Raw genomic sequence first — 15,205 nt, 5'->3', positions numbered from 1 at the left:
TCTATCTTCGACTTTGTTTCCTAGGCTACTTTTGATTTTCATTGAATATAATATGACATTTGTCATATGAGTCCATGACAAAGTCTTCTGGTAGTTCCTCCTTTTTCGAGATATACTGTCTATGTAGGATATTTAGGAAATAGGAGGTAGAAAGATGATAGAAGTACGAGCACTAGACAAGGCTATCAAAGGTCGGACAATCTTGTCCAATATTTCCTTTGAAATTAAGTCTGGGGAATGTGTGGCCTTGATTGGTCCAAACGGTGCTGGAAAGACGACCCTCATGTCTTGTTTGTTGGGAGATAGGAAGGCGACGAAAGGGCAGGTTTTGTTGGATGGTCTGGCTCCACGGGCTCAGTCTAATAAGGAAAAGGTGGCAGTCTTACCACAAGAAAATACTATCCCGACAGACCTGAAGGTCAAGGAATTACTTCACTTTTTCCAAGCTATTTACAAAGATAGTCTGACAGATGTAGAAATCGACAGCCTGCTCTGCTTTTCCCCAGAGCAAAAAAATCAACTGGCCGGCAAGCTATCGGGTGGTCAGAAGCGGCTCTTGGCCTTTGTCATCTGCCTGATTGGCAAGCCCAAGTTGCTCTTTTTGGATGAGCCAACGGCGGGCATGGATACGTCGACCCGTCAGCGTTTTTGGGAGATTGTCCATGACTTGAAGGAAAAGGGAGTGACCATTTTTTATACCAGCCACTACATCGAGGAAGTGGAGCATACGGCGGAGCGGATTTTAGTCTTACATCAAGGCCGACTCTTGCGGGATACGACGCCATTTGCCATGCGGAGTGAGGAGCAGGAAAAAGAAGTAACTTTGCCGATTGCCTTTGCGGTGGTGGTGGAGGACTTGGACGCGATTGATAATATAAGCTATAAGCAGGACACAGTCAGCTTCAAGACCCGAGCTATTGAGCAGGTTTGGGCAAATTTGCAGGAAGCAGGCTGTCGGATTTCAGACTTAGAAGTGCAGAACAAGACCCTACTCAACAGCCTATTTGACAAGACAAGGGAGGAAGAGTTATGAAAGCATTGATTCAAGTAGAAATCATTAAATTATCCAGAAGTTTGGGAGTTTTTCTCCTGTCTATCGGTATGCCCGTTATCTTTTTCTTGATTTTTTCATCAACGGTCCAGTTTGACGATGCGGCCATGCAAAAGGCCTTCATCCAGTCCTATATGCTGACCATGACGGGATTTTCCATGTCGGGCTTTGCCCTCTTTACCTTTCCCATGATGCTGGCGGAGGATAGAAACAATAGTTGGCTGACCTTTATTCAGCATTCTCCTCTGCCAATCTGGCAATACTACTTCTCTAAAATTGTGCGGGTCTTGCTCTGTTTTGCGTCTTCCATTGCCATTGTCTTTGCGGTGGGTGGCTTGGTCAAGGGAGTTGAAATGACCGCTCAGGAATGGGTGATCTCGGCTCTCTTACTTTTAGTAACCTCTATCGTATTTCTAGCTATTGGCTTGCTTTTGGTGCAAATTCAGTCGGAACAAACCATGTCGGTGGTAGCCAATCTACTCTATTTTGTCCTTGCTATCATGGGCGGATCTTGGATGCCTGTCTCTCTCTTTCCTGACTGGGTGCAACGGATATGTAAACTCATGCCCAGCTACCATGTCAACCAGCTGGTGACCACCTATGCCCAAGAGGGAGATTTTCTCTGGAAATCCTTGCTAATTGTCCTAGGATATGCCATAATTTTCTTAGGAATTACTCTGGTTATGAATAGAAAATCCGAGCAGCAGTGAGGTGACAGATGATATTTGAAAAAAGAAAGGTGCCGCTCATGTTCTTCGTGAGCATGGTCTTTCTCTATTTTCCCTTTTACTATGCCCAGTATAGTCCCAATCCGACGGCAGTTGTCCTAGCGACCATTCTCTTTGCCTTGGTCTATTGCTCCCTCTTTTACACCGACCATAAGCTCTATTCCCTGCTGGGTTGGTTTTACCTGATTGGCTATATCGCCGTCATGAGTTTTTGGGGTAATCTGCAATTTTCCCTCTTTATCTTCAACCTGTCCAATATGCTGGGCTGGTATTATAAAGAGAATCGACCGACCTATCGGACGGTGTCCTACGGGCTTTTGTTGCTAGCTATTATCCTATGGGCTCTCTTTGGACCTGTTCCCTTTGAAATGCGAGCCTTTGCCCTCGTCATTCACTTTTTCGGCTTGGCCTTGCTGATTTTCAGTTGGATTGAGACCAAGCGGGAAGCCCTTCAGCAACGCCTACAGGAGCAGAATGCGTCCATCAATCTCCTGCTGGCTGAGAATGAACGGAACCGTATCGGTCAGGACTTGCACGACACATTGGGTCATGTCTTTGCCATGCTGTCTGTCAAGGCCGAGCTGGTCCAGACTCTCTTGGTTCACGAACAGATTGACCAGGCCAAGAAGGAGCTGGCAGACCTTCAGACCTTGGCTAAGGACTCCATGCAGGAGGTCCGCCAGATTGTCCAGTCCCTCAAGCAGCACACCGTGGCAGAGGAACTCCAGATTTTACTGCAGATGTTGGACTTGGCAGGAGTGCACTTAGTTGTCTTGGGCGTGGAAATAGCTGAGCAGCTCAGCTTGCCCGTCCAGAATAAGCTGGCTATGGTGCTGAGAGAGTTGGCGAACAACCTACTCAAACACAGCCAGGCTAGCAAATGTCGTTTGGTTTTTGAAAATGACCAGCAAGAGTTGGTTTTACACTACGAAGACAACGGTGTGGGCTTTGCCCAGTTGACTGGTCAGGAATTGCATACCATAAAGGACAGGTTGGTAACGGTGAAAGGAAGTTTGGAATTTCTTTCTCTGGCCAAGCCCACCCGCCTGTCCATCCGAATTCCGCTTGAGGAGGTGGTAGAATGAGAATCTTAGTCGCAGAAGACCAAGCAATGCTGCGGGACGCCCTCTGTCAGCTCTTGGGTTTTCAAGATGCGGTTGAGGCTGTTTTACAGGCAGAAAATGGCAGTCAGGCCATTGCTCTTTTGGAAAAAGAGCCAGTAGATGTGGTGCTATTAGATATAGAAATGCCTGAAAAGACGGGACTAGATGTCTTGGAATGGGTGCGGGGGCAAGCCTTGTCTGTCAAGGTTGTCATCATGACCACCTTCAAGCGACCGGGCTATTTCGAGCGGGCGGTCAAGGCAGATGTGGATGCCTATGTGCTCAAGGAACGCTCCATCGCAGACCTCATGCGGACCATTGAAACAGTCTTGGCGGGGCGGAAGGAATATTCACCAGAGTTGATGGACATTCTCCTGACCCAACGCAGTCTCTTGACCAACCTAGAAAGTCAACTACTCAAGCTGGTGGCAGAGGGGCTGTCCAATAAGGACATCGCCAGCCAGCTCCACCTGTCTGACGGGACGGTCCGCAACTATATGACCTCAATCCTGTCCAAATTAGGTGCTGAAAATCGTACGGCTGCTGTCAGAATTGCGCAGGAAAAGGGTTATCTATAGGCTGGGGACTTTAGTATATGCGGAAGGATTGTGGAATTGTAGTTTTTTCGTGTTGATAAAGGCAACTGCCTTCAATTTTCTATTGAAAATCTCCTAAAATTCTGCTACAATTTTTCTATGAAAAGACTTTATGATGTACAACAATTGCTCAAACGTTTTGGTATCGTTGTTTATATGGGAAACCGTCTGTACGACATTGAAATGATGCAGATTGAGCTCAATCGAGTCTATCAGGCAGGTTTACTTGATCGATTGGACTATTTGGAAGCTGAACTTGTTTTGAGGCGTGAACATCGTTTGGAGTTAGAGTATCAGAAATTGAAGGAGAGTAGAAAATGAAGTCATTGTGGGTATTTTTAGTATTTTTAATTGTTTTGGGAGCCTGGATGGGCTTTAATTATTGGCGACTACGTCGTGCAGCATCTGTAATTGATAATGAAGAATTTGCAGATAAAATCCATGGTGGTCAGTTGATTGATTTACGCGATCCAAGTGAGTTTAATAGAAAACACATTCTCGGAGCCCGTAATATTCCATATCAACAGTTGAAAATGAGCACAGCTGCTCTCCGTAAAGATAAACCTGTTTTGATTTATGAAAATGACCGTGGTCAGTTGGTAACACCAGCAGGCCTTCATTTGAAGAAACAGGGCTTTAATGAGATCTATATTTTAAGCTATGGTTTGAATGGATGGAATGGGAAAGTGAAAGCTGGAAGATAAACCTTCGTCGTTTTATAAAGATGTGATGGACAATGATGAAAAGAATCCAAGAACTGTTAAGAAATGCCAGTCTTGCTGAGCGTGTACTTACTTTTATTTCGGTAATTTTACTCGTTAGTATTGGGATTGTATGGTTTGTAGGTGTTCACTTAAATTCCACCAATCAAACACAAACAATAGTTCCAACGACTATCCAAGAAAATGTAAAAGTAGCTGAAGAAGCAGTAGCTATGCTTGAGTCTTCCAATACAGAAGATAATCTCCAACATGCAAAAGATGCGATTAATCAATTGTCAGGTGGGACTGTAAAAGAGGAACTTCAAAAGCGCGTAGATGTTGTTGATAAGGCCATGAAGAAAAAAGCTGAGGAGATTAAGAAGGCAAAATTGAAGGCTGAATTAGTTCGAGCAGAAGCAGCGAAGAAATTAGCGGAAGAGCAGAAGAATTCGGAAACTTCTGATAGCTCCACAGTTACAACCTTGGATGAAACTACTACAGGAGGTACAGAAAGCTATCAGGAAGATACCTATAACTACCAACCTTCCTATAATTATGTTGATCCAGGGAATTCGTCTGTTTATACTCCTCCAAGCAGTTCTTCTACAGTGGAATCGTCGAGTTTTTCTCCGCCAACAGAAGTCGTTCCTCCAAGCAGTTTGGAAGTAGTTGTTCCGAGCACACCAACACCAGTAGAGCCATCTAGTTCTACTGAAACCGAGGTTCCAGCAGATTCTTCAATGATAATAGAAGACCAATCCCAGAGGTAGAAATGAATATGGGGAGAGATATTTCTCCTCTTTTTTATTTTCCCAAAGTTAAGTGATTTTCATTTGATTTGTGCTATAATGGTGTTTATGAGAATTGTATCAGGTATCTATGGTGGAAGACCGCTCAAAACATTAGATGGGAAGGTAACACGTCCTACTTCTGATAAAGTTCGCGGTGCCATGTTTAATATGATTGGTCCATATTTTGAGGGTGGGCGAGTCTTAGATTTATACGCTGGTAGCGGTGGCTTGTCTATTGAAGCGATATCAAGAGGGATGAATCAGGCAGTCTTAGTAGAACGTGACCGGAAAGCACAAGCTGTTATCAAAGAAAACATTCAGATGACTAAGGATTCAGATAAATTTCAACTCTTGCAAATGGATGCTAGGCAAGCCTTGGTGACATTGAGTGGAACTTTTGACCTTGTTTTTCTGGATCCGCCATATGCAGAGCAGGAAATTGAGGCAGTCATCTCTGAGCTTTGTCGTCGTCACTTATTGGCAGAGGAAGTGATGGTTGTCTGTGAGACGGATAAAAACATCCAGCTTCCTGAAGAGATTGCAGAGCTCGGAATTTGGAAAGAAAAAGTATATGGAATTAGTAAGGTAACTGTATATGTCAGATAGAATTGGAATGTTTACAGGGTCTTTTGACCCGATTACAAATGGACATATGGACCTCATTGAGCGAGCAAGTGGCTTGTTTGAAAAATTATATGTCGGAGTGTTTACCAATCCGAAAAAGTCTGGCTTGATGACGGGTGAGGAACGATTGGTTATTTTGGAAAGACTTTTTGCCGGCTTAGAAAACATCGAGGTCATTCTTGTTGAAAATGAATTAGTGGTCGATGTTGCCAAAAGATATGGTGTGACCCATCTGGTAAGGGGTTTGCGTAATGCAACGGACTTAGAATATGAATCTAGTTTTGATTTTTACAACCGTCAGCTAGCACCAGATTTGGAAACGATCTATTTGATTGCAAAGCCAGAGCTCAAGTTCGTATCATCCAGCCAGGTTCGAGAGTTAATCTATTTTAAACAAGATATTGGTTTATATGTACCTGCAGATGTAAATGAGGAGATAAAAAAGTATGAAGAAAAATAAGAAATGGCTATTGATTGTTTCAATTATTATGGGGACGTTATTGATATGGTTTTCCGTTTTTGTACGTCTACCATATTATATTGAGAGTCCTGGAGGGGCTTCGGATATTCGGGAAGTATTGACAGTCAACAATGAAGAAGATAAGGAGCCAGGTTCTTATAATTTTACCTATGTATCGGTCTTGCAGGCAACAGCCTTACAGTTGCTGATTGCTCAGTTTAACCCCTACGCAGATATTGTTTCTGCAGAAGAAATGACGGGTGGTGCAGACAGTGAAGAATACTATCGGATAGCTCAATTTTATATGGAAACCTCTCAAAACATGGCTAAATATCAAGGACTGACCTTGGCTGGCAAGGATGTGGAGATGGATTTCTTTGGGGTATATGTGTTGGATTTGGCAGAAGACTCTACGTTTAAAAATGTATTGAATATCGGTGATACGGTTGTTAGTATAAATGGTCAAACGTTTGAATCTTCTCAGGAACTAATTAAATATGTTTCAGGCTTAGAACTTGATAGTGATGTAACAGTTGGCTATGTTAGTGATGGAGAAGAAAAGACTGCCCACGGAAAAATTATCAAATTATCAAATGGTAAAAACGGAATTGGTATCACGCTAGTAGACCATACTGAGGTAAAAAGTTCTGTCCCGATTGATTTCCAAACAGGAGGAATTGGTGGTCCAAGTGCTGGTCTGATGTTTACATTAGCTATTTATACACAGCTGGCTGAGCCAGACTTGCGTGATGGTCGTGTTATTGCAGGAACAGGAACGATTGAACAAGATGGTTCCGTTGGAGACATCGGAGGAGCAGATAAAAAAGTATTATCTGCGATTAATGCTGGTGCAAGTGTTTTCTTTGTTCCAAATAATCCAGTGGACCCAGAAATTTTGAAGAAGAATCCAACAGCTAAGACAAACTATGAAGAGGCAAAAGAAGCAGCAGAAAAGGCCAATGCTGATATTGAAATCGTACCAGTGACGACTGTTCAAGAAGCCATTGATTATTTGAAGAGTACTAAGAGCGAGTAAGTCGCTCTTTTTTGCATCAGTCATTTGAATTAGCTTTGATACATCGTCCTTTCGGCTTGCCGTACTCTACTAAAGTGACTTGCACTGCATGTCATATTTCCACCCTAGAACATACTAGAGGCTGTTCTGGCTAACGGCACCCAGGAAAGCAAATTCATTCAACCATACTAAAATTAAATTCGTCTGAAATTTCTCTGAAATGGTTGAAGAGTGCTATTTCAGCTGGTTTCATGTTATAATAATAAGGTTAGATATACGAATATTTCATTAGATAGGAGGAACAATGAAGAAAGAGATTTCACCTGAAATGTATAATTACAATAAATTTCCAGGTCCGAGTTTTGCACGTATTGGGAATAAGGTTGTTTCAGAGAATATTGAACTCAATGTTGTTGATGATTTCAAAGATGCTTTTGATCAAACGGCTTTTGGGCAACGCTTTTCGCCCATCATGTTGAAATTTGATTATATTATTGGAGATTGGGGAAATGAACAACTTCGGTTAAAAGGGTTTTATCGTGACGAGAAACCAGTCAAGTCTGATTTAAAAATTGGGCGGTTAGATGATTATTTAACAGAATATTGTAATTTTGGATGTGCCTACTTTGTTCTTGAAAATCCAAATCCACAAGAGTTAGAAGAAGAACCTGAAGAAAAAACAAGTCGCAAACGTCACCGTAGTCGAAATCGAAACCGACAAAAACAACGTACAGAAGAATTGGTATCGAAGGACAAGAAAGTCATCCGTAATGAACCAAAACGATCTAAGTCAACTTCAGATACTTCAAAAGAACAGGGCCGTCATTTTACCGTAAATAACAATAAACCGTCCACAGGCAAGCAACAGAAACAAGAGCGAGCGCAAAAACACGATAAGAAACAGCACCATCGTGAAATGAATGAAGCCAAACGTGGATTTGTCATCCGCCAAAAATAGGGAGAAACATGAAACCATCAATTTATGCCTTTACACAAGCCAATCTAGTTGATTGGATTATTGAAAATGGAGAAAAGAAATTCAGGGCCACTCAAATTTGGGAATGGCTCTACCGGTCCCGTGTCCAATCGTTCGCAGAAATGACCAACTTACCAAAATCTTTAATCGAAAAGCTTGAAGAAGAATTTGTCGTCAATCCACTCAAACAACGAATTGTACAAGAGTCCAAAGATGGTACTATCAAATACTTATTTGAATTACCTGATGGAATGCTGATTGAGACGGTGTTGATGAATCAACATTATGGACTTTCAGTCTGTGTAACGACTCAAGTTGGTTGTAATATCGGCTGTACCTTCTGCGCATCTGGATTGATTCCTAAGCAAAGAGATTTGACGAGTGGTGAGATTGTAGCACAGATTATGTTGGTACAAAAATACTTAGATGAGCGCAATCAAAATGAACGTGTTAGCCATATTGTCGTGATGGGGATTGGTGAGCCACTTGACAACTACGATAATGTTATGACCTTCTTACGTGTTGTGAATGATGACAAGGGCTTGGCAATTGGTGCCCGTCACATTACGGTATCTACTTCTGGCTTAGCACCAAAAATTCGTGATTTCGCACGTGAGGGAGTTCAAGTGAACTTGGCAGTATCTCTACATGCACCAAATAATGACCTTCGTTCGAGCATTATGCGGATTAACCGTAAATTCCCCATTGAGGTATTGTTTGAGGCAATTGAAGATTATATTCAGACAACCAATCGTCGTGTTACATTTGAATATATAATGCTGAACGAGGTCAATGATGGTGTGGAACAAGCTCAAGAATTGGCTGATTTGACCAAGAATATTCGTAAATTGTCTTATATCAACTTGATTCCGTATAACCCTGTTAGTGAGCATGACCAATATAGTCGTTCAACCAAGGAACGGACCTTGGCATTCTTTGATGTTTTGAAGAAAAATGGGGTCAACTGTGTCGTTCGTCAGGAACATGGTACAGATATTGATGCAGCCTGTGGTCAGTTGCGTTCCAATACGCTCAAAAAAGACCGTGAAAAAGCGCGTGCTCGTATTGCAGCCGCAAAAGCTAAGGCAGGTATTCGTGCATGAGAAAATTATTCCAAGCAGACGGCAACTTGACCAAGCTTGGAAGACGGACTTGTACAACTTTAGCTTGGGTTTACGCTCTGGCTATTGTTTTACTCTGTTTTCTGCCCCAGACTTGGTATCCACAGTATAAGGATTTCTCGACCCCAGGAATTATTCAAATTGGCCGACTGTATCTTTTGCCAACTCCGTTTAATAGTATTGTCAATGGAGACAAGGTAGATAGTCTAGGAGACTTTGGTTGGATTATCCTACAAAATGTGACCAATATTTTTCTTCTCTTTCCTCTCGTTTTTCTGCTTCTTTTTCTTCGGGAGGAATGGCGGAGCCTTAAAGCAGTTCTTTCTTATACATTCTGTTTCAGTCTGTTTATTGAATGTACACAGTTGTTACTTGACTTGCTGATTGATGCTCAACGTGTTTTTGAAGTGGACGATCTCTGGACCAATACCTTAGGAGGAGTATTAGCCTATGGGCTTTATCGTCTGATTGTTAAAGGCTGGAAATTATAGTCGAATGTATTAGCTTTGATACATCATCACTTTCGGCTTTCCTTACTCTACGAAAGTGACTTGTTTCGTGAGTCTTATTTCCAACCTAGAACAGCTTTTAGGCTGTTCTAGCAACCTGCACCTCAGTTTCTTGTCTGGAAGCTAATTCATTCGACTATATTTTAAATAGCTCGGTTAAAGCAGTACGATTCTAGCAGTTGGTGGAAATTGCAAGAAGACTTTACTATTAATACTCAATGATAATCACAATCAGACTAGGCGACGCAGATGTAGATAGAACTCTGTTCCTTTTATATTTCAAGGGAACAGGCTGAAAACCTCTACATGAGCTTTTCTGTCATCAAATCAAGTTAACAGCGTCTGGTTTTGATCTTCGAAGAGTATAAGTGTAACAAATGACCCCTGACGGTTCACTATCGTCAGGGGCTATTCGTTTATTTCCAAAAGTCATCAAAAATAGTAATTGGCAAGTGGCGCTTATGAGCTGTCTTATTCCACCAGCCTTCGATAATGGTTTGCGCTTGAGCATCAATGGTTTTTCCCTCAAGGAAATCATCAATTTGATTGTATGTGACACCAAGTGCGACCTCGTCAGCAAGGCCTGGTTTGTTTTCCTCCAAGTCAGCAGTAGGAACTTTGAGGTAGAGTTTTTCATCAGCCCCCAATTCAGCGAGCAGTTGCTTGCCTTGGCGTTTGTTTAGGCGGTAGAGGGGGAGGATGTCTGCACCGCCATCACCGTACTTGGTGAAGAAGCCAGTAATGTTTTCAGCCGCATGGTCGGTACCAATGACAGCTCCCTTGCGTTCACCAGCGATCGCATATTGGGCAATCATGCGCATGCGAGCTTTAACATTTCCCTTATTAAAATCAGACATTTCTAGTCCATTTGCATTGACTGCAGCTACCATTGCATCTGTTGATTCCTTGATGTTGATGGTTAGGCTGACATCTGGTTTGATAAAAGATAGTGCTGCTTGGGCGTCCGTCTCATCAGCTTGCACACCATAAGGTAGGCGGATAGCGATGAATTGGTAGCTATCGTCACCTGTTTCTGCGCGCATTTCTTCCATAGTCAGTTGAGCTAAGCGACCGGCCAAGGTTGAATCTTGTCCACCCGAGATTCCTAAAACATAGGTTTTTAAAAAAGGATGCTTTTTGAGGTAGTCTTTGAGAAAGTTGATGGAGCGACGAATTTCTTCTTTAGGGTCAATAGTAGGTTTAACGCCTAATTCATTGATGATTGTTTCTTGTAAAGTCATGAGTCAGTCCCCTTAAATCGCTTTTGCCTGGCTTTGTTGACGGATACTGTTGATGAGCTTCATCTTATTATCCCAAACGTCTTGAGCCAAGTCTACTGGATAGAGTTGTGGATTAAGTACGCGCTTGTACTCATCCCAGAGTTTATCAATTTCCTTGTTGGCGTAGTCTTGAATTTCTGCCAAACTTGGCAACTCGTAAACTTGTTTGCCATTCTCAAAAATAGGAACGAGAAGTGGACGTGCTTCAAAGTTTTCAATGGTTTTATTGATGTAGGTGTAGGTTGGATGGAACATGTAGATACTGTCTAGATGAGTGACATCTGTATCAGCGAAGGTAATGTAATCTCCTTCAGATTTCCCTTTTTCTTTAGAGGTGATTCGCCACACTTGTTTTTTACCTGGAGTAGATACTTTTTCAGCATTGGAAGACAACTTAATGGTATCGCGCATATTTCCGTTTTCGTCTTCAATGGATACAATCTTATAGACTGCTCCCAATGCTGGTTGATCATAAGCAGTGATGAGTTTTGTGCCCACACCCCAGACATCAATTTTTGCTTTTTGCATTTTTAGGTTCAAAATGGTATTTTCATCAAGATCATTGGAGGCATAAATTTTTGCATCTGTAAATCCAGCATCGTCTAATTGTTGACGAACTTTTTTAGAAATGTAAGCCATGTCCCCAGAGTCGATACGGACTCCTTTAAAGTTTATCTTGTCTCCCATCTCTTTTGCAACTCGGATGGCTGCTGGAACACCAACGCGTAGTGTATCATAGGTGTCTACTAAGAAGACACAGTCTTTATGTGTTTCCGCATAGGCTTTGAATGCTTTGTAATCATCACCATAGGTTTGAACCAAGGCATGAGCATGGGTACCAGCTACAGGTATGCCAAAGATTTTTCCTGCTCGAACATTGGAAGTCGCAGATGCTCCACCAATAAAGGCTGCCCGTGTACCCCAAATTGCAGCATCCATTTCTTGAGCACGACGGGTTCCAAATTCCATCAATGGCTCATCTTCAATAACTGCCTTGATACGACGAGCTTTTGTAGCAATGAGTGTTTGGTAGTTGACGATGTTTAACAAGGCTGTTTCAATCAATTGGCATTGTGCCAAAGGACCTTCGATTTGGAGAATAGGTTCGTTCGCATAAACCAAATCACCTTCTTTTGCAGATCGGACGGTTAAGGTCATTTCTAATTGAGCCAAATAATCTAGGAAATCTTGAGGATATCCCAATTCTGTTAGGTAGTCAATATCTGTTTGACTAAAACGAAGATTATTAAGGTAGTTCACCACGCGCTCCAAGCCTGCAAAGACCGCATAACCATTTTTAAAGGGTTGAGAACGGAAGTATACTTCGAAAACGGCATTTTTATTGTGAATATTTTGGTCAAAATAGACCTGCATCATATTGATTTGATAAAGGTCGGTGTGCAGTATCAAACTGTCATCCTGAAATAGTGTCATAAGATTTCTCCTCTTGCCTTCCTAAGTGAAGACGATTCAGTTACTATTGAAACTGAACGCTAATATGCCTACTATTATAACAAAAAAATCGAGAAAAACTCGATTTAGATGCACAGAATGACGAAAATACTCGCAAGAAAAAGGAATGGTATGTAAGGAATGGATCTTGGCTTGTAAATTGTAAAGACGAATAAGCCTAAGAGTGAGCTGATTTGAATAATGCATAGGATTTCAGTCAAGCCACAAATTAGGGACAGACTAGCCAAATATAGAAAATCACCCGAACCGATATTGAGCTGCCATTTCTCTGTCAGAAAAGCCAAGGCTAAAAAGCAACAAAAGAGCCAGTTAAGCTGGGAGAGTAACAGAGCTACAAAAGTAAAAACGAGCCAGACGGCAAAAGGATATTCCTGATGCTTGATGTCGTAAATGGCCAAAACCAGCCCTGCAAGGATGAGTATGGTTTCAGTTAGGCTTAGGAGTTGAAAATGGCAGAGCAGGACAGTAAGACCAGTTAAGAATTCTAGTCCAGCATACCAATAGGGAATATTTACCTTGCAATATCGACATTTGGATGCGGTTGAAAGCTGAGAAAGAATGGGAATCAGGTCCCAAACCTTGAGTCGCTTCTTACAAGAACTACAATGACTAGATGGTCGGATAATGGATTGTTCAGGGAACCGGTCAATGACCAGTCCCAAAAAGGAGCCAATTGAAGCTCCGAGGAAAAATAGGATACAGATCTTCATACCTATTTATTCGTAATCAATTTGGAAAATGAAGAGAAAGTTACACCGTTTCAATGGTAATTTGGAGAATTCCATAGGTGATAAGAGAATTCCGTATTCTTTCTTTGGTCTTTCCTGCCAAAGCATGGTTAGTAAGTTTAACAGTCAGTGTAGCACAATGTTCATATCCATCCATTGTCCATACTTTAAGTTGAACGATGGATTCCACATTTGGTATAGACAACAACTCAAGAGCCAGTTCATCACTCTTTATTCCAGACGGAGTTTGTTCAAGAAAGATTTTCAGATTATTCCATGCCTTAGGGAGGGCCTGACTAAGGATAAATAGAGAAATAATGATTGAAAGTAGGGGATCAAGGAAGTACCAATCAGTGAATTGGAGAATAATGGAGACAAGAATGACCGCCAGCCATCCTAAAATATCTTCTAGAAAGTGCAAACTAAGAATGGATTCATTATGGCTATGGCCATTTTTTAAAATACGGGAAGCGGCGAAATTGATGATGATAGCGATCACTCCAAGTACTAGCATCCCATCTTGGTTGACAGGTTGGGGATGGAAAAGATTGGGAATGTTTTCCACAAGAATTAGGCTAGAACCGGTAATTAGAATGCTTGAGGTCAAGAGTGCTGCCAAAATATTCCATCTCTTGTAACCAAAGGGATAGGTGCTATCAGCTGGTTTATTTGCGAAGGTCTGCATCAATGCGGAGCTGCCAATGGCTAGAGCATCCCCAAAATCATGGACAGCATCTGCTAAAATGGCGCTGGAGTGAAAGAGTGCTCCAAAGATAAATTCAATGATAGAAAAAGAAAGATTCAGCAAAAAAGCAATGAAAGTATTTTTACTAGACGACATGACAAACCCTTTCTATGTTATACTGTTTATAGGTTCATTATGCTATTAAATGAGCCAAATAACTAGAAACAAGTAAAACATTTTGTTTGTTTTTGAACATAATGTTTGAAATGTACGAGAAATGGATAGACGAATTGCAAAAACACGAAAGGCGATTTTTCAGGCGTTTTTGAGCCTATTAAACGAAAAAGGGTATGATGACATGCGTGTGCAGGATGTCATTGATAAGGCAGATGTTGGCCGTTCTACTTTTTACGCCCATTATGCCAGTAAGGAAGCTCTTTTGGAAGAACTCTGTCATGACCTATTTCATCATTTGTTTACAGGTCGTGAAGATAGTGATGTAACAGTTTTGCTGGCGCATATTTTCAAACATTTTCGGACAAATCAAGACCGAGTAGCTAGCCTCTTGTTATCACGTAACACCTATTTTTTAAAGGAATTAGAGACAGAGCTCAAACATGATATTTATCCAAAAGTGATGGAAGATTACATGCAGGATAAACGGAGTCTTCCAGAGGACCTATTGCTGCATTTTGTTGTCACTACTTTTGTGGAAACCGTCAGCTGGTGGCTACAACAACGTAAAAAGGTAGATGAAGTGACCTTGACAACTTACTTTTTGGAATTATTAGCCTAAGGAGAAAATATGCTTAGACCATTACATATGGCACATGCCTTTTTAGATGAGATTTTAACAGACCAAGACCTTGCTGTCGATGGGACTATGGGAAATGGACATGACACTTTATTCTTAGCTCAGCGAGCAGGAAAGGTCGTGGCATTTGATATTCAGGAACAAGCCTTGAACACAACGGCTGAAAAACTAGAAAAAGCTGGCTTGACCAATGCCCAATTGGTTTTGACAGGACACGAAAGCCTAGATCAGTTTGTGGATCAATGTAAGGCAGCTATTTTTAATCTTGGCTACCTACCTTCAGCGGATAAGTCAGTCATTACTTTGCCTGAAACCACCCTTCAAGCCATCAAAAAAGTCCTAGATCGACTGGTTGTTGGTGGTCGTCTTGCTATCATGATTTATTATGGCCACGAGGGCGGAGCAGTAGAAAAGGATGTGGTCTTAGACTTTGTCAGTCAGCTGGACCAGACCGTCTTTACTGCCATGCTTTATAAACCGCTGAACCAAGTCAATACTCCACCGTTTTTGGTGATGATAGAACGTATCAACAACAATTAAGGAGGTGATT

At 41.7% G+C, this 15,205-nt stretch carries 19 protein-coding genes; 15 read left to right on the top strand and 4 right to left on the bottom strand.

Translation table 11 applies throughout. From position 1 onward, the window contains the following. The first annotated feature begins 154 nt into the window (after window positions 1-154). The 13 genes from ACPC57_RS03125 to ACPC57_RS03065 all read left to right on the top strand — a co-directional run bounded on the left by ACPC57_RS03125 (window position 155) and on the right by ACPC57_RS03065 (window position 9,657). Complete coding sequence (locus ACPC57_RS03125) at window positions 155-1,033, top strand: ABC transporter ATP-binding protein (protein ID WP_434065971.1); 879 nt, start codon at window positions 155-157, stop codon at window positions 1,031-1,033. Then, window positions 1,030-1,761, top strand: coding sequence for an ABC transporter permease (locus ACPC57_RS03120; protein WP_434066283.1), 732 nt, complete (start codon window positions 1,030-1,032; stop codon window positions 1,759-1,761). Before ACPC57_RS03125 ends, ACPC57_RS03120 begins: the two co-directional genes overlap by 4 nt. Before the next feature lie 38 nt (window positions 1,762-1,799). Further along, a complete protein-coding gene (locus ACPC57_RS03115) occupies window positions 1,800-2,864 on the top strand; it encodes a sensor histidine kinase (protein ID WP_434066282.1) in 1,065 nt (354 codons plus the stop codon). Continuing rightward, window positions 2,861-3,460, top strand: coding sequence for a response regulator transcription factor (locus ACPC57_RS03110; RefSeq protein ID WP_130554732.1), 600 nt, complete (start codon window positions 2,861-2,863; stop codon window positions 3,458-3,460). Before ACPC57_RS03115 ends, ACPC57_RS03110 begins: the two co-directional genes overlap by 4 nt. Window positions 3,461-3,577: 117 nt before the next feature. Next, window positions 3,578-3,799 (top strand): YqgQ family protein, encoded by a 222-nt coding sequence (locus tag ACPC57_RS03105; RefSeq protein WP_024396172.1) that lies wholly within the window; start codon window positions 3,578-3,580, stop codon window positions 3,797-3,799. Next, window positions 3,796-4,182 carry a rhodanese-like domain-containing protein gene (locus ACPC57_RS03100; protein WP_434066281.1) on the top strand — a complete coding sequence of 129 codons (387 nt, stop codon included), beginning with the start codon at window positions 3,796-3,798 and terminating at the stop codon, window positions 4,180-4,182. The genes ACPC57_RS03105 and ACPC57_RS03100 overlap by 4 nt, the downstream gene beginning before the upstream one ends. Window positions 4,183-4,214: 32 nt before the next feature. Next, window positions 4,215-4,949 carry a hypothetical protein gene (locus ACPC57_RS03095; protein ID WP_217374759.1) on the top strand — a complete coding sequence of 245 codons (735 nt, stop codon included), beginning with the start codon at window positions 4,215-4,217 and terminating at the stop codon, window positions 4,947-4,949. An 87-nt stretch (window positions 4,950-5,036) separates the two neighbouring features. Further along, entirely contained in the window at window positions 5,037-5,576 is a 540-nt protein-coding gene (gene rsmD / locus ACPC57_RS03090; protein ID WP_277836802.1) for a 16S rRNA (guanine(966)-N(2))-methyltransferase RsmD, read from the top strand. After that, window positions 5,566-6,054 carry a pantetheine-phosphate adenylyltransferase gene (gene coaD / locus ACPC57_RS03085; protein ID WP_217374760.1) on the top strand — a complete coding sequence of 163 codons (489 nt, stop codon included), beginning with the start codon at window positions 5,566-5,568 and terminating at the stop codon, window positions 6,052-6,054. Before rsmD ends, coaD begins: the two co-directional genes overlap by 11 nt. Next, entirely contained in the window at window positions 6,041-7,090 is a 1,050-nt protein-coding gene (locus ACPC57_RS03080) for a SepM family pheromone-processing serine protease (protein ID WP_217374761.1), read from the top strand. Before coaD ends, ACPC57_RS03080 begins: the two co-directional genes overlap by 14 nt. Before the next feature lie 283 nt (window positions 7,091-7,373). Next, entirely contained in the window at window positions 7,374-8,027 is a 654-nt protein-coding gene (locus ACPC57_RS03075; RefSeq protein WP_277836801.1) for a YutD family protein, read from the top strand. Between the two features lie 8 nt (window positions 8,028-8,035). Next, on the top strand, window positions 8,036-9,148 hold the full coding sequence (rlmN, locus tag ACPC57_RS03070) for a 23S rRNA (adenine(2503)-C(2))-methyltransferase RlmN (RefSeq protein WP_024391183.1): 1,113 nt from the start codon (window positions 8,036-8,038) through the stop codon (window positions 9,146-9,148). Continuing rightward, window positions 9,145-9,657 (top strand): VanZ family protein, encoded by a 513-nt coding sequence (locus ACPC57_RS03065; protein WP_217374764.1) that lies wholly within the window; start codon window positions 9,145-9,147, stop codon window positions 9,655-9,657. Before rlmN ends, ACPC57_RS03065 begins: the two co-directional genes overlap by 4 nt. Before the next feature lie 434 nt (window positions 9,658-10,091). Here the strand turns inward: ACPC57_RS03065 and nadE are convergent, their stop codons facing one another. The 4 genes from nadE to ACPC57_RS03045 form a co-directional block, all read right to left on the bottom strand. Then, complete coding sequence (gene nadE / locus ACPC57_RS03060; protein ID WP_217374765.1) at window positions 10,092-10,916, bottom strand: ammonia-dependent NAD(+) synthetase; 825 nt, start codon at window positions 10,914-10,916, stop codon at window positions 10,092-10,094. 12 nt (window positions 10,917-10,928) lie between these two features. Continuing rightward, window positions 10,929-12,389: a nicotinate phosphoribosyltransferase gene (locus ACPC57_RS03055; RefSeq protein WP_434066280.1), complete on the bottom strand. Its 1,461-nt coding sequence runs from the start codon at window positions 12,387-12,389 to the stop codon at window positions 10,929-10,931. A 104-nt stretch (window positions 12,390-12,493) separates the two neighbouring features. Further along, window positions 12,494-13,138 carry a prepilin peptidase gene (locus ACPC57_RS03050; RefSeq protein ID WP_434066279.1) on the bottom strand — a complete coding sequence of 215 codons (645 nt, stop codon included), beginning with the start codon at window positions 13,136-13,138 and terminating at the stop codon, window positions 12,494-12,496. Between the two features lie 40 nt (window positions 13,139-13,178). Beyond that, on the bottom strand, window positions 13,179-13,997 hold the full coding sequence (locus ACPC57_RS03045) for a cation diffusion facilitator family transporter (RefSeq protein WP_434066006.1): 819 nt from the start codon (window positions 13,995-13,997) through the stop codon (window positions 13,179-13,181). Between the two features lie 121 nt (window positions 13,998-14,118). On the opposite strand from ACPC57_RS03045, the gene ACPC57_RS03040 reads away from it, so the two are divergent. Both ACPC57_RS03040 and ACPC57_RS03035 read left to right on the top strand, forming a co-directional pair. Beyond that, on the top strand, window positions 14,119-14,637 hold the full coding sequence (locus ACPC57_RS03040; protein WP_130554719.1) for a TetR/AcrR family transcriptional regulator: 519 nt from the start codon (window positions 14,119-14,121) through the stop codon (window positions 14,635-14,637). Window positions 14,638-14,646: 9 nt separating this feature from the next. Next, entirely contained in the window at window positions 14,647-15,195 is a 549-nt protein-coding gene (locus tag ACPC57_RS03035) for a tRNA (mnm(5)s(2)U34)-methyltransferase (RefSeq protein ID WP_434066278.1), read from the top strand. The last annotated feature ends 10 nt before the right edge of the window (window positions 15,196-15,205 follow it).

This window comes from Streptococcus sp. VTCC 12886 (assembly GCF_049893425.1).
Taxonomy (GTDB): domain Bacteria; phylum Bacillota; class Bacilli; order Lactobacillales; family Streptococcaceae; genus Streptococcus; species Streptococcus suis_AA.
Note: the sequence above shows the minus strand (reverse complement) of the source record. Positions and strands in the feature narration are given on the sequence as shown.